10 protein-coding genes are annotated in these 15,407 nt (G+C 42.5%); 9 read left to right on the top strand and 1 reads right to left on the bottom strand.

Going from position 1 to position 15,407, the window contains the following annotated elements; translation table 11 throughout:
• Window positions 1–13 precede the first annotated feature (13 nt).
• From V1L65_RS05645 to V1L65_RS05630, 4 genes are all read left to right on the top strand, one after another.
• Complete coding sequence (locus tag V1L65_RS05645; RefSeq protein WP_331698110.1) at window positions 14–4,666, top strand: S-layer homology domain-containing protein; 4,653 nt, start codon at window positions 14–16, stop codon at window positions 4,664–4,666.
• Window positions 4,667–4,708: 42 nt separating this feature from the next.
• On the top strand, window positions 4,709–5,773 hold the full coding sequence (locus tag V1L65_RS05640) for a TolB family protein (RefSeq protein WP_331698109.1): 1,065 nt from the start codon (window positions 4,709–4,711) through the stop codon (window positions 5,771–5,773).
• A 239-nt stretch (window positions 5,774–6,012) separates the two neighbouring features.
• Window positions 6,013–8,181 carry an anthranilate synthase component I gene (locus tag V1L65_RS05635; protein WP_331698108.1) on the top strand — a complete coding sequence of 723 codons (2,169 nt, stop codon included), beginning with the start codon at window positions 6,013–6,015 and terminating at the stop codon, window positions 8,179–8,181.
• A gap of 164 nt (window positions 8,182–8,345) precedes the next feature.
• Window positions 8,346–9,962, top strand: coding sequence for an alkaline phosphatase family protein (locus V1L65_RS05630; RefSeq protein WP_331698107.1), 1,617 nt, complete (start codon window positions 8,346–8,348; stop codon window positions 9,960–9,962).
• On the opposite strand, the gene V1L65_RS05625 is transcribed toward V1L65_RS05630, so the two are convergent.
• Window positions 9,957–10,595: a metal-dependent hydrolase gene (locus tag V1L65_RS05625; protein WP_331698106.1), complete on the bottom strand. Its 639-nt coding sequence runs from the start codon at window positions 10,593–10,595 to the stop codon at window positions 9,957–9,959. The two genes, V1L65_RS05630 and V1L65_RS05625, sit on opposite strands and share 6 nt — an antisense overlap.
• Window positions 10,596–11,079: 484 nt before the next feature.
• Between V1L65_RS05625 and V1L65_RS05620 the strand changes: the two genes are divergently transcribed.
• From V1L65_RS05620 to V1L65_RS05600, 5 genes are all read left to right on the top strand, one after another.
• Window positions 11,080–12,561, top strand: a complete 1,482-nt coding sequence (locus tag V1L65_RS05620) for an Lsa family ABC-F type ribosomal protection protein (protein ID WP_331698105.1) — start codon at window positions 11,080–11,082, stop codon at window positions 12,559–12,561.
• A 191-nt stretch (window positions 12,562–12,752) separates the two neighbouring features.
• Window positions 12,753–13,433: a class I SAM-dependent methyltransferase gene (locus V1L65_RS05615; RefSeq protein WP_331698344.1), complete on the top strand. Its 681-nt coding sequence runs from the start codon at window positions 12,753–12,755 to the stop codon at window positions 13,431–13,433.
• Between the two features lie 27 nt (window positions 13,434–13,460).
• Complete coding sequence (gene def, locus V1L65_RS05610; protein WP_331698104.1) at window positions 13,461–13,976, top strand: peptide deformylase; 516 nt, start codon at window positions 13,461–13,463, stop codon at window positions 13,974–13,976.
• Between the two features lie 55 nt (window positions 13,977–14,031).
• Window positions 14,032–14,358 (top strand): hypothetical protein, encoded by a 327-nt coding sequence (locus V1L65_RS05605; protein WP_331698103.1) that lies wholly within the window; start codon window positions 14,032–14,034, stop codon window positions 14,356–14,358.
• A 262-nt stretch (window positions 14,359–14,620) separates the two neighbouring features.
• Window positions 14,621–15,349, top strand: coding sequence for a DUF421 domain-containing protein (locus V1L65_RS05600; protein WP_442955674.1), 729 nt, complete (start codon window positions 14,621–14,623; stop codon window positions 15,347–15,349).
• Window positions 15,350–15,407 lie beyond the last annotated feature (58 nt).

Below are 15,407 nucleotides of genomic sequence, written 5' to 3'. Positions count from 1 at the left end.
AACAGGAGGAGAAATGATGTTTTCTAATAAAAAAATATCTTCTAAAGTATCTTCTATTATTGCAATAGCTTTATTTTTTCAATTGCTTATGCTGCCGGGTGGTTTTGCGGCTGAGGCCGGAGGAGATGAACAGACCGCAGCTTCTGCAGCAGATTTTCAATATGTTATCAGTGATTTTGAAACGGGTGATGATGATTGGGAGTATAGCTTTGGCGAGCAGCCGAATATACAAGGAGCCTTTGAAATCGTTGAGCTTGAAGATGAGTATACCGGCGGGCATGCAGGGAAGCTGAGCGCTGATTTTTCGCAAAGCAGTAAAGATAAAGCTGCATATACGGCAATGCGCAAAGACTTTGAAGCGCTGGAGCTGGGGAAATATGCCTTTTGGGTAAAAACAGCGGAGCTGAAAGCTGTGCGTATCCGCACAACTGACGCAACAGGTCAAGTATTCCAGCAGAAGATTAACTTGCAGGATTCAGCTGAGTGGCAGCAGGTTGTTGTAGATCCGATAACCTCAAGCCAGTATTGGGGCGGAGCGGCTAACGGCAAATGGAATGCGCCCGCGAAGAAAATTGCGATCATGATAGACCGCAACGATATAAAGGACGGGAAGCTTACTGCAAGCATGCTAGTTGATAGAATTACGGCTGACTTAAATATCCCGGATTTAGCAATCAAACAATCTGTAATGGGCAATATTTATTTGGATAATGAGCTGGTAGCTTTTAATGTTTCTACCAGGTTTTCGGAAGTGATCTGGCAGGTTTATAATTTGAACGGTGAGCTGGTTCGTGATGGAATCGCACAAATTGCAAGCGACGGCCGTGGGATCATTCAATTGCCAGGTTTGCAGCTTGGCTACTATACCCTGGAACTGTCTGCACAGTCAGCAGATGGAACGCCAGTTCGGCTTAAGACTCCTTTTGCTTTGCTGTCCGATTATGATTGGGATGCAGTTGAGGATTCGCCATTCGGCATTGCTGCGCATTTGCATAGAGAATCGTTTGGGTGGAGCGGCGAGCTGGCCCGATTAATCAGGTACGCAGGAGCGAAAACGGCGCGCGGCGGTTATGAATGGTCCATCGAAAAGTCACTGGGGCAATATACGTTTACGCCTCAGCCTGAAAGATTTATGTCTTTTGTGCAGGCAGAAGGCTTGAAGAGCATGTTTGTAAGCGGATACAATCATCCGCTTTATGATAATAATATGACGCCATATACAGATGCGGGACGTGAGGGCTTTGCTAATTATGTAAATGCTTATATTGAGCATTTTAAAGATCAACTGGTCGGTGTGCAGGTATACAACGAATTTAACGGCGGCTTTGGCAAAAGAGGCAATAGTCCGGCAGATTCCAAACCGGAATATTACTATAAGCTGCTGAAAAAGACTTATGAAACAGTAAAGGAAACTCATTCTGACTTTATTGTCAGCGGAATGGTTAGTGCGGGTATCGATCTGGAGTGGATAGAGGAAGTGTTAAAGCTTGGCGGCATGAATTATCTCGACAATATTGCTGTTCATCCTTACCGTTATGGACGCGCCGTAGTAAAGGACCGTGCGCCGGAAGGGATGGCTGTGGAGCTGGAGCAATTAAAAGGGCTGATTCGTGAATATAATGATGGCGAGCTGAAGCCGATCTGGATTTCAGAATTTGGATGGCCGACGCATCAGGCAGCTATAGGGGTAGATGAGAAGACGCAGGCTGATTTTCTGGCGCGGGCTTATGTCATCGCCTTGTCGCAAGGTGTTGAACAAATCGTATGGTATAACTTGATGAACGATGGTCTGCAAGCTGATTATAACGAGCATAATTTCGGACTGGTCCGTTTTAAAGATGATCCGCTTGGCGCTCATACTCCTAAACCATCGTATGTAGCGTATGCTGCAATGACGAGAGAGCTGACTAATGCTGCATTTATTGAAGAGGAAAGCTATGGAGGCGATATAAAAAGCTTTCTGTTTGAACGGGACGGCGAGGAGCTGAGAGCAGTTTGGGCCGTAGAAGATACAAATGCTGTTATCCTTACGGATGAACCGCTTCAAATTACCGATATAACCGGCCATACAGAACAGTTCGTGCCATATAACGGCAAAATTTATTTGACGCTAAATGGCGAGCTGCTCTATTTAAAAGGAAATCTAGACAGCATCACAAGCGATAATACGTTCACTGTAATAGGTGAAGAAAGCTTTATCGGGGATGAAACAGGCTTCACCGTTCAGATGAATAATGAAGAATTTGACGGTGAGCTCAAGGTTGCATTGGCGGTGGAGGGCAACAGCTATACCATTGCAGCTGTAAAAGGAAACAGCTCCTCGGAACGCATCACGGTATCGCCGGTACGTGATACTGCTTTCCGTTCGTCTGTTATTTCGATTAAAAACGGTGAACAAACGATAGGCCGCTTGCGTCATTCATTTAATGCTTTTGAGGCAAGCGATGTGAAAGTGAAGCCGATACTTTCATTTAATGAAGATGGCAGCTTTAATCAATCTCTGGAACTTGAGATTGAAAACTTTGGCAAGGTCAAGTCTTTATTAGCGGCAGCTGTATCTTGGTCACTGGGCGATAAGTCCGGCAGACAGCAATTGAATGGGCAAATTATGCCGGGGGAGAAGCGCCGGTTCAATATTCCGTTAGAGGCAGTTCCGATGGGAACTGATTTGCCTGCTGCTGTTCAAGTCGATTTCGAATCCGGCTTGCCATTTCAATTTAATGGGAATCTAAGCTTTAATCCGATTATGCGAGGTGACGGCACAGTCGGGAAAGAAGATGGCGAAGGTGAAGAACAGTTACTGCCAACAATTGATTTGGCAAAAGGGAAAAAGATATTACAATCGGGCCATAGCGGCAGTATTGATGTTACTGGCCATATATGGCTGCAGTATGATTCAGAATATTTTTATTTGCTGGCCGACGTAGAAGATGATATGCACGCTGTTCCTGCAAGCGGGGCAGATATTTGGAATAATGACAGTATTCAATTTGCGATAGTACCGGGAGTTCCGGGCGAGAGTAAGGGGTGGTACGAGTTTGGCATTGCAGATACGCCGGATGGCACGCATGTGCACCGTTGGAGTAATCTGATCGGAAAAGTGTCGGAGCCTGTACAGTCTGCTAAAGCTGAAGTGATACGGGACGAGGAACAGAAACGTACGATTTACAAGCTTGCGCTGCCGTGGCAGGAGCTGGAGCCGATCAAGCCTGAGCGAGGCGAGGTTATTAGCTTTTCCTTGCTAGTAAATGACAATGATGGGAACGGACGGCGCGGATGGGTAGAGTGGGCCTCTGGCATCGGAGCCGAGAAGCGGGCTTCCTTGTTCCGCTCGATGCAGTGGATTCACACCGAAAGTCAGCCGCAGGCACATGATGCTGCTTTTAAAACAAGCACAGACAAGGCATTGACAGGAAGTCTGGTCGCCGAGCATGCAGAAGGAACGGTGATAAGCTATGAGCTTGTAAGAGATGGGGAACTGGGTACAGCACAGTTGAACGAGCAGGATGGAATATTCCTCTATACCCCGAACAAAGGGGTAAGTGGAGAGGACAGCTTTACATTCCGTGTTCACGATGGCTTCGGCTATTCTAATATTGCTGTTGTCACAATAGAAATTGAAAAAAATGCTGTGGTATTGCCGGGAAATACGTATACTCCAGGCGAGTATAAATCAACGAATGGAAAGCTTGAGCTGCCAGCCGGTGCTGCGGGCAGACTATCATTTCAAGATCAAATTGAGCTAATCTTTCCAGCAGGTACTGCTGATCAGCCGCTTATATTTACGATAATGGAGCTTGACGGGCATATAGCGGAGCTGCCAAAGCAAACTATCACAACGCTTGGGAAAATTTATGAGCTTGCTCAAAATAAGGATACAGAGCTTAAGCATCCGGTTCAAGTGAGTGTAAAAGCTGATCTGGAGCAATTGGGACAGGATGAAAATGCGGTGCTGTATGCTTATGATGCTCAATCCGGGAAGTGGAAAGCGTTGGATACGGAAGTAAAAGCGGACAGGCTAATTGCCCAATTGCATGAACTAACGGCTATTGTGGCGTTAATCGTTCCTGCTGATGGCAGCACAGATGGAACAGAGGAGAGCGAAGGCTCGAAAACCGTACAATTTACGGATATTGCCGGACATTGGGCTGCCGCAGCCATTCAAGAAGCGGCTCAAAAAGGGCTGATTAATGGGCTGCCGGACGGATCGTTCAAGCCGAACCGGGAAGTGACCCGAACTGAATTTGCCGTTATGCTGGTCCGCGCTTTGCAGCTTCCTGGCGAGACAGACGGCAAGGTATTTGCTGACGATAGTTTGATTCCAGGCTGGGCGAAACAGCAGGTGTACATGGCAGCCCGCTTCGGATTGCTACAAGGTTACAGCGATGGTTCGTTTGCCGGACAAAGGCCGATTACACGCGCAGAGCTGGCTGTAATGACAGATAGAGCGCTGAAGCTTATTGCGGGAGTACGGACAGATAAGTCAGACGCAGCTGCTGGATACTTTGCTGATGCGGATGCTATTCCGTTTTGGGCTGAGGCAGCGGTGAAAACAGTCCGGGATGCAGGCTTGCTTCAAGGACGCGGTGACAATCGCTTTGCCCCAGGCGAAAAGACGACTCGGGCTGAGGCGGCAGTATTGTTACTTAGACTGCTAAAGCAATAACCGAATACGAAACCATGCTCTGGTGAGAGAGGAGAGAAGCGTATGCTTGCTAAAACCGAGTTTACAGACCAAAAGACAGGGTTGACTGTACAAGTTCTGGGTAAGCCAGGCGTTGACACAAGCCATCAATATTTTACGGCGATGAGTTGGATGAGTGACAGCCGGCATATGTTGCTTTGCACCCAGATCGATGAAGAAAAAAAAGGGAAGTATATCAAGACAGATATTATGGATGGAAGAACTGAGGTTATCGCAGAGCGTCTGGATTGGGGACGCGGGCTTGTATCGCAACAGGATGTTTTTTATTATTACGATGGACCATTAATTTATGAATTTAATTTGATCACATGTCAAACCCGTACAGTATGTACCCTTAATCCAGATGAAACGGTATATGGGCCTCTTTCCATTACGAATGACGGGAAAAAGATGGGGATTTATTGGCGTAAAGGAAACGACTGGACGATTGGCACTCTTGATATAACAAACGGGCTGGTGGAGAAAGCGGCCAGCCCAGGCTTTGCCGAGCCTTATCCTATAGCTAATCATGCGATGATTAATCCTGCTTATCCTCATTTAATATTCTTTTCGCATGAAGGACAGACAGAATATATTGCCGACCGGATTTATATCATCGATACAGACAGCGGCATAATTAAAAATGCTTACCATCAGAAAAAACTCGAAGGTGGAGAGTTGGTTGAATTTGTCGGGCATGAGATGTGGTCTGCGGACGGAGATTATTTATATTTTGTTAAATACCCGCAAAGTCCTTTAAAACCTACTGGTGTGCACCGGATAGATAAACAGAGTAGTGAAGCGTCGCTAATTAACGGCGACTATAACTACTGGCATGTATCGTTAAGTCCAGACGGGAAATGGGCGGTTGCGGATACAATTGAGCAGGAGGCAATCAGCAAGATTGTACTGATCCATTTGGAAAAACGATCTTCAAGGATGCTTTGTGAGCTGCCTATATGGTACCAGCACCCGGGCCATCCACACCCTTCCTTCAGTCCAGACAGCCGCAAGATCAGCTTTACTTTTGCGGATGAGCAGGCAAATCTGCAGGTAGGCATAATCGATTTAGACGAATGTGCTCTGTAATAAATAGAAAGTGCCCCAAAAGATCTTAGCTGATCTTTTGGGGTTTCTTTCGATAAGCTAATGTTGTTTTCTTCCAAATTTATGTTATATTCTATAATTGAGTATAGATTTTAGTTGAGCTGAGACGAGACAGGAAGAGCCGAGCTAGAGCCGAGTTGCGGATTTTAAAGCATGTATCCAATATTCTCCTTACAACTCCACATCCCCTGTTCTCCTCTATGAAAATGGAGGTTTCTAAGATGAACAGTATTTTATCCCGATTTACGTATGATTCTGAGCAGCAGCATTACGAATCACAAGCAGGCATTCTAATTTCACGTACGACGAAGCCTTTAGATTACAAAACGGCAACCAATTCTATTTTGGAACAATTGGATCACGCCAAAGGCGCGCTGTTTTCCAGCTCCTACGAATATCCCGGCAGATATTCCCGCTGGGACATCGGTTTTGTTAATCCGCCAATTCAAATACGTTCCGTCGGTTACCATTTTTATGTAGAGGCACTTGATGAGCGAGGCGAAATATTGCTTCCAATGCTTTATGAGCAGCTGGCTAGGCTGGAAATAATCGAAGTAAGTATGCTGTTGTCTACTTGCCTGGAAGGACGCATCCTTCAATCGGCTGACGTTTTTAGCGAAGAAGAAAGAACGGCGCAGCCTTCTATTTTTCATGTCATGCGTTCCTTGAAGCATTTATTTTATTGTTCGGAAGATTCCTTTCTGGGTTTTTATGGCGCATTTGGCTACGATTTAGTGTTTCAGCTTGAATCCATTGCATTTAAACAGGAGCGACATGCTGACTCATCGGATATGGTATTATTTATTCCCGATCAATTAGTAATCGTTGATCATCAGATGTCACTCGCATATCAGCTTTCTTATGATTTCGAAAAAGATGGAAAATCGACTGTCGCTATTCCGCGCATGAAGACCTCTATCCAAACAAATGAGGCTAATGCATCAGCTCCTTTCCAATATAGTTATCAAGCAGGTTACTATGCTGATTTAGTAAGAAAAGCGATGGAGCAGTTTAAAGCAGGCAATCTGTTTGAGGTCGTTCCTTCACAAACGCTGTACGAAATATGTAAAGACTCTGCTGTTGCCATTTTTAAAAGATTAAAAAAGCTAAATCCAAGCCCTTATGGCTTTATTGTTAATTTAGGCGACGAAATTCTCGTAGGTTCATCGCCAGAAATGTATGTCAGAGTAGAAGGAGGCCGGATTGAAACCTGCCCCATCTCAGGCACGATTCCTAGAGGCAGCAATGCCATCGAGGATGCGGAGCGTATCGTGGCGCTTTTAAATTCCGCGAAGGATGAAGCGGAGTTGACGATGTGTACGGATGTCGATCGTAACGATAAATCGCGTATATGCATTCCTGGTTCTGTAAATGTCATTGGCAGAAGACAATTGGAAATGTATTCGCATCTTATTCATACCGTCGATCATGTAGAAGGTTGTCTCGAACCGCAATTTGATGCGCTTGATGCGTTTATGACCCATATGTGGGCGGTTACGATAACTGGAGCCCCCAAACGAGCAGCGATCCAGTGGATTGAAAATCATGAAAGTGCCGCGCGGGGCTGGTACGGTGGTGCTGTCGGGATGTACGGCTTTGATGGAAATCTGAACACGGGACTAACATTGCGTACGATCAAAATAAAAAATGGCATTGCCGAAATCAAAGTTGGAGCTACCCTTCATATTGATTCGGACCCAGAGGCAGAGGAACAGGAAACGCTGACCAAAGCGGCAGCATTGTTAAAAGCGATACGCGGCTGGGAAGAGCAAGACAGGAGTACGGCATCTCATTTGAAGAAAAACGGCAAAGGGAAACGTATTTTATTCGTCGATCATGAGGATTCTTTCGTTCATACGTTAGGCAATTATTTTAAGCAAACCGGCGCTGAAGTTGTAACCTATCGAGCAGCAGCGGCAAGAGAGCAAATTCGTACAGCGGGCTATGATCTTGTCGTTTTATCACCGGGCCCTGGAAAGCCGGAGCAATTTGCTTTGGAGGAGACGATCGCGCTTTGCCTGGAGCATAAACTTCCGATGTTTGGAGTTTGTCTCGGCTTGCAGGGCATCGTTGAATATTTCGGAGGGCAATTAAGTACTTTAAGCTATCCGCAGCATGGCAAGAGAGCGAATGTTCGTATTATTGATGAATGCTATTTATGGCATGGGCTCCCAAAAGAGATTACCGTCTCTCGCTATCATTCTTTATATGCCAGCCTCGTCCCAGAATGCCTTAGTATTACAGCTGTTTCAGAAGACAACGTCGTGATGGCGATTCGTCATAAGTCACTGCCAATAACAGCCGTGCAATTTCATCCAGAATCCATTCTGTCATCAAGCCAGGATGTTGGCATCACGATTATCCGAAACATAGTCGAGTCTTTGCAGTAAGCGATTATCATCATCAGTTAAAAGAGTGAATAGAGTGCTTGCGCCTATAATGGTCTTCGCATCTAACACTCTTTTTTGTGTTGCGCACAGTTTTTAATATTTCAACGAATAAATGCTCGCGGATCGACCAACCTATTGAACATGAAGCAATTTAGAATAGGAGTGTGAGACCCATTATTGCAAAAGCAAAAGCAGTACTAATAATTGCTGCTATTGTTTTGGCTGTATCAGGCTGTCAAAGTCAGAAGCCAATCCATAAAGAGCAAGATATTATGCATGTTAAATCCACAAACAATGAAAAGAAAAAGGTTATCTTTGTGCTTGTAGATTCTCTTATGCCGCAAGCTGTTGAAAACGGGGTTAAGCAAAACCAACTGCCTACGTTTAAATTTTTAATGGAGAAAGGGCAGTATCATAACAAGATGGTCAGTTCTTATCCAACAATGTCTGTAACGATCGACAGCTCCTTGTTAACAGGATCGTACCCAGATGCTCATCATGTGCCTGGTTTAGTTTGGTATTCGGAACAAGAAAAACGAATTGTAAGCTATGGTACGGGGCCGATGGAAATAATGAGACAAGGTGTACATACCGTTTTAGCTGATGCGTTAATTCGTTTGAACGGCGAGCACTTAAATAAAAAGCTGCCAACGTTGTATGAAGAGCTGGCTAGGCGTGGATTGAAATCTGGCAGTATAAATGGTCTAGTGTACCGGGGCAATACGAAGCACCGATTAAAGATTCCTGTGTGGCTGCAAGGCTCTGCCGCATTACCCGCAGAGATTGAAGTTAACGGGCCGGATTACTTATCTATGGGGACGCTATCCAATCCACTTGATGATTTGAAAGAGATGCCAGAGAGTATATTCAGCCGTATCGGTTTAAATAATCAGTTTGCCATAGACACGGCAGCTTATTTGATTCAAGCTGACAAGCTGCCTGATTTTTTGTATATTTACTTGCCTGATCTGGATCAAAAAATACACAGGAGCGGGCCTTCAGATCAGGAGGCTGTTTTAGCTGGCGTTAAGAAAGTAGATCAACAGCTGCAGCAATTGCTGCAAAGCTTTGGTTCGCTTGAGAAAGCACTGGCTGAGGCGATTATTATCGTAGCTGGCGACAGCGGGATGACCCCGATCCATGCGAAGGATGCTAATCCTGTCATTGATTTGTCAGCTCTATTGCATGAATACCAAGTATACCGTCATGGCGATGAGATTACGGATCATACCGATATTGTGCTTGCGGTAAATGAGACGATGGCTTATGTGTATAAGCTTAAGGAGAATATGTCTATGGAGGATTTAGCGAAAAAAATAAGCCAGGATCCTCGTATCGACTTCATTTCGTGGAAAGAAAAAGACTATGTGCATGTCATTCGCAGCGATTCGGATAAGAAGCTGTTGTTTAAGCCGAATGGGAATTTAATTGATCAATATAACCAGAAATGGACGATTGAACAAGCGGGTGAAGTGTTGGATCTTAAAATCGACCCAAAAAATAGAAATATTAGCTATGGAAAGTACCCGGATGCACTGCGCCGATTGTATGGCGCGCTTTACTCACATGAGGGGCAGTTCATGATCGTTGGCGCAAAGCCGGGCTATGAGCTTGCTGATCGTGACTCGCCTACGCATAAAGGCGGAGGCGGTCACGGAAGTCTGGGAGAAGAAGAATCAATCGTTCCATTACTAATAAGCGGAACTGATAAGAAGCCGAAATATAATCGAATGATTGATTTGAAGGATTATTTGCTGGAGCTTCTTGAAAAGCCGTTATAGCTTGAATGCTTTTTTGTATAAAGGATAGAGCCACTTCACGCCGTTAGGAGTCAACGTATCCGCCAATAGATGCGATAAGTACCCAAGCATAGCGATGCGCATAATACCGGGAATATCAAGATACAATTCCAGACCATAACCGATCCAAGTCCAAGCGATTACTGCCCAAATTGTATGTGTAAAACCTCGATGCTTAAACCAAGGCGCTATTACAACGAAAGCACCAAAACCGATAAGCCACGGCAAATGCATCGTAATGCCGGCGTAGACGATAATCGTACCGATTATTGAAACGAGCAGGTTGCGGATAAGGCCTTGTGAAGATATCAGGCCGATTAAAATGATGGATACGGCATACAAAATGTAAGTCGTGTTAAAAAAGTCTTTTTGCCAATACAGATAGGCCAGCCATGCCAAGTAAAACCATCCAACAATATTAAGCAGTCTATGTATAAATTTGGATAGGGGACCCAGCTTTGCATTAAGCAGGCTGGCTCCGTCCAAATCCGCGCTTAAAGCGGAAAGTGAAGCAACAACTATATAAGCGGTAGCATTGGTAATCGTAAATGGATAATAAAAGGCTGCAGCTGTGCCGATCATCATTCCGATAGTAAGATGTGTAGTGCCTTTCATTAGTCCTCCTGAAAAGTATGTAAAATAACGGCGCTAGAACATTTGTTCCTATACAAATTATAGCTTAATTCTGCAGTTAAAACAATAGACCAAGCTATCGATATAGCCATCAATCAGACGGAAACAAATGAGGGCGAAATAATTTATTTAATGTCATTAGTTAACATAATAAAAATGTTGTAAATATTTACTTGTCGAAATTGAAAAAGCTGCATACAGTTGAAACGAATACTAAAGTATGGTAAAATACAACCAATTCAAAGATTGGAGTTGAAAAGTATAATGGAGAATTTTCTTGCTTAATAAACAGCGATTGTTTTCGCATAGTTTATTTTGTATGCAAGAAAATTATTCTAACTTTTCACGCAATCAATATTTCCTCATCTAACCCAGACTGGGCTTAGATTTGCTGTATTTATTTGAGCTGCGAGAAGGATAATTTTCTTGCAGCTCTTTATTTTTATTACAGCAGGAGGGATCTTTAATGTCATTAATTAGTGTGGATAAACTAACATTTGCTTATGATGGCAGCTACGATAATATATTTGAAGATGTAAGCTTTCAGATTGATTCGGCGTGGAAATTAGGCTTTATGGGGCGTAATGGACGGGGGAAAACTACGTTTCTTCAGCTGCTGCTCGGAAAATACGAATACAGTGGTCATATTTCTGCGCAGGTTCATTTTGATTATTTCCCGTTTGAGGTCGTAAACAAACAAATTAATACCGTTGATATCATTGAAGAGATTTACCCTGATTATATTTATTGGCAGCTCATTCGTGAGTTTAATCTGCTTCAAGTATCTGAGGATGTGCTGTATCGGCCTTTTGATACTCTATCTAACGGAGAGCAAACAAAGGTGCTGTTGGCAGCCTTATTTTTGAAAGAAAACAATTTTCTTCTAATCGACGAGCCGACCAATCATCTTGATATGGATGCCAGAAAGCTCGTCAGCGAATATTTGAATTCGAAGAGTGGATTTATACTTGTATCTCATGACAGGGCTTTTGTAGACAACTGCGTGGATCATATCCTCTCCATTAATAGAACGAATATCGACGTTCAAAGAGGAAATTTCTCTGACTGGTGGGAAAATAAACAAAGACAAGATCACTATGAGCTTGCTGAGAATGACAAGCTTAAGAAGGATATTAAACGATTGTCAGAGGCTGCAAAACGCACGAATGATTGGTCGCATGAGGTGGAAAAAACTAAAAATAATACTAGAAATTCGGGATCTAAGGTAGATAAGGGATATATTGGCCATAAAGCTGCGAAAATGATGAAACGGTCTAAGTCGATGGAGCAAAGACAGCAGACTGCTATGGAGGAAAAGTCCAAGCTGCTCAAAAATATTGAAAGCTCGGATAATCTGAAAATTGCACAGCTTTCTTTTCATAAAAATAAACTGGTTGAACTTGAACGTATTTCTGTATTTTATGGTGATCGGACGGTTTGCCAGGATGTTAGCTTTACGATCGAGCCAGGAGAGAGAATTGCGCTTTCAGGCATTAACGGCTCCGGTAAATCAAGTATTATAAAGCTTATTTGCGGAGAAGCGGATATAAATTACACGGGCACCTTTAGAAAAGGAAGCGGGCTTATCATATCTTATGTTTCGCAAGACACCTCGCATTTGCAAGGGGATTTATCCCAGTTCGCCAAAAACAATGACATTGACGAAAGTCTGTTCAAGTCGATTCTGAGAAAGCTCGATTTTGCGAGAGTGCAATTTGAAAAGGATATTTCTTCCTTTAGCGGCGGTCAAAAGAAAAAAGTGCTGCTAGCGAAAAGTCTTTGTGAGAAAGCACATCTGCATATATGGGATGAGCCGTTGAATTTTATCGATGTTATTTCACGCATGCAATTAGAAGAGCTGCTGCTCGAACACAAACCGACTATTTTATTCGTAGAGCATGACAGCCAGTTTTGTGAACAAATCGCAACGAAAATTGTCAAGCTGTAAGGCATAATGAGAGAGCATCTGTGAATCGCAGATGCTCTCTCATTTTTTGAGCAAGATAAGCTTTTGTTTAGAAAATGCATGCTGCACTTATTAACGCAGATAACCAAAAGTGGTATAATTATGAAGTAGAAGGGGGTATGACGGTGTCAAAAAACGGTGAAACGATTAATTGTATAGATGATGTCCTTACCATGCTTGATTCCCTATTGAAGGAACAATCTAAATTTAATTGGGACGCTTTTTATTCTGAAAGAGAGAGGCCGGTTCCCTTTTTTGTAAATGCGCCAGATGAAAACTTAGTTCATTATTTTAAAAACAATCTCCTTTCTTCAGCTGGTAAGATTTTAGAACTTGGCTGCGGCCCTGGTAGAAACGCAATATATTTTGCCAAGCAAGGGTTCGAGGTTGATGCAGTAGATTTATCTAAAGAAGCGCTGCAATGGGGAAGCGAGAGAGCAAAAGAACAAAACGTTTGTATTCATTTTATGTACAAAAACATTTTTGAACTTGAAATCATTGATTCAGATTATGATGTAATATACGATTCTGGCTGTTTTCATCATATCGCACCGCATCGAAGAATAGATTATGTTTCATTAATTCAGCGGGCTTTAAAACCGGGCGGTTACTTTGGGCTTACTTGCTTTGTTGAAAACGGCCCTCTAGGCGGTTCTGATATTTCTGATTGGGAAGTGTATCGTCAACGCAGCTTGAAAGGCGGGCTTGGATATACCCCTGAGAAATTAGAGACGATATTTAAAGACCTCCAAGTGATTGAAATTCGAAAGATGAAGGATATAGAACAACCAAATGAGTGTTTTGGCTCTTCCGGATTATGGACAGCTTTGTTTCAAAAGAAGAACGTAAATTGAGTAATGACACTGAAAGGAATAGACATCATGACTGTGAAAGACATACTCCCGTTCGGGAATTCATTGCTTCGAAAGAAATGTAAACCTGTGGATGCTATATCTTCTAAAACTGTAAAGCTGCTTGATGACATGGGCGAGACACTTTATGCTGCAGATGGACGCGCAGGTTTGGCTGCTCCTCAGATAGGGATACTTAGAAGGGTTGTCGTCATGGATTGCGGCGAAGGCTTAATTGAGCTGATCAACCCGGAAATTGTAAAGCGAAGCGGGGAACAAACCGGACTTGAAGCTTGCTTGTCCTTTCCTAATTACGTAGGAACGGTAACAAGATCGCAATATGTAAAAATTAAAAGCTGGAACAGAGCGGGAAAGCAGTTTTATATGGAAGCAGAAGGATTTCTCGCTCGCTGCATTCAGCATGAACTGGACCACTTAGACGGCATATTATATATTGACCATGTAAAAGATGAGCTTATTCATGAAGTAACAGGAAGAAAAATAAGCGTGCTTGAAGCGATTAAGCTGGCAAATAGCGGATCTTAAGTTAAAGAATTATATTGAACTTGAATCATCTGAATATTTGAAGGAGCGGGTATTCATGAATGATAAAAAGGATTTTAATTTCAGGGGTTCTATAGCGGGTTTTTGGGGAAATGTAGAAAGTAAGGCTAGTTATAAATTTTTATTTGTTTTATTAATGGGGCTATATGGTGCGAGTATAGGCACATTAAATGCATTACTGATACTGTATGGGTATGAACTGAAATGGATTCTCACCATAATTGGTTTTGGATTTAGTCTTGGTGTGGTATTAAGTCCTCTCCAGTATAGACACTATAAAAAGAAGTATAGAAAATATCTTGAAAATGAACAATTTTTACAATCGAAGAACACTTCTAGTTTTATTGATAAGCTTAATAAATAAGACATGGAAACCACTCATTCAGTGGTTTTTTTTTGAAGATAAATGAAGGGTATAAGTTTTTTATAACTATATATCTGTTCTTATATTTCATTGGTAAACGCGCCTGTCCAAAGGATGGCAAAGTCGTTTATCCTTGTGTCGCGTTTACTTTTGCTGGATAGCTTCACATTTCGGAAGGAGTTGGTGCCAGATTAAGGTATAAAAATTGGAAAATGAGGGGAGTTTAAATTTTATTAATGGTATAGGGGAAGGGCTGAATAAATTGGATTTTTTAGAGAGTAAAGAAACGTTGACAACTATTGAATGGATTCTAAGAGGTGTTGTTAGCTTTGTTTTTTTGCTTCTTGTAACTAAAATAATGGGACAACGGTCCATATCTCAATTAAGGCTACTCGATTTTATTATTGCAATGACCCTTGGAAACATAATAGCTCACCCGCTTTCAGATGAACAATTAGGATTAAAAGGATCAATGATTACAACTATTGTTTTAATTGTTTTGTATATTGCAGCAACATGGTTAAGTCTTAAATGGCCATTTTTCAAACATTATCTTGATCCATCACCAATCACACTTGTTAAAAATGGGGTTATTCAGTTTCAAAACCTTACGAAAGCGAGAATTTCTATTGAATTTTTATTTTCAGAAATAAGAAAAGAAAAAGTAGAGGATATACAAAAAGTATCCCTTGCCATTTGGGAACCAGGCGGAACTATATCGGTTTTTACAGATACTCAATACCAGCCGGTTACTCCAGCAGATTTGAAACTAGCGACTCAACCGTTTGTGCTATCAAGGCCGATCATTATAGATGGGAAAGTCGATTTGTCAGTTCTCCAAGAGCTTGGAAAAGATCTTTTATGGCTGAATACAAAAATAGAACCTGCAAAAATGAAAATCCGTGATGTGATATTAGCAACTGTCAATGATAATGAAAACGTAAAGGTGTATTCCGGGCTGGAAAAAGAGAAGGTCAAAAACTCAAAATAAAAATTCGTGAAATTGATAAATAGGTTAATTTAAGTTGTACGTAAGAGGTCTTAACAGC

It is taken from the genome of Paenibacillus sp. IITD108 (assembly GCF_036541265.1).
Classification (GTDB): domain Bacteria; phylum Bacillota; class Bacilli; order Paenibacillales; family Paenibacillaceae; genus Pristimantibacillus.
Note: the sequence above shows the minus strand (reverse complement) of the source record. Positions and strands in the feature narration are given on the sequence as shown.

Bases quoted from the DNA above. Each gene is read 5' to 3' on its own strand.
- V1L65_RS05620 (WP_331698105.1), top strand. From the start codon at position 11,080: ATGTCATTAATTAGTGTGGATAAACTAACATTTGCTTATGATGGCAGC.
- V1L65_RS05645 (WP_331698110.1), top strand. From the start codon at position 14: ATGATGTTTTCTAATAAAAAAATATCTTCTAAAGTATCTTCTATTATT.
- V1L65_RS05640 (WP_331698109.1), top strand. From the start codon at position 4,709: ATGCTTGCTAAAACCGAGTTTACAGACCAAAAGACAGGGTTGACTGTA.
- V1L65_RS05625 (WP_331698106.1), bottom strand. From the start codon at position 10,595: ATGAAAGGCACTACACATCTTACTATCGGAATGATGATCGGCACAGCT.
- V1L65_RS05635 (WP_331698108.1), top strand. From the start codon at position 6,013: ATGAACAGTATTTTATCCCGATTTACGTATGATTCTGAGCAGCAGCAT.
- def (WP_331698104.1), top strand. From the start codon at position 13,461: ATGACTGTGAAAGACATACTCCCGTTCGGGAATTCATTGCTTCGAAAG.
- V1L65_RS05615 (WP_331698344.1), top strand. From the start codon at position 12,753: ATGCTTGATTCCCTATTGAAGGAACAATCTAAATTTAATTGGGACGCT.
- V1L65_RS05605 (WP_331698103.1), top strand. From the start codon at position 14,032: ATGAATGATAAAAAGGATTTTAATTTCAGGGGTTCTATAGCGGGTTTT.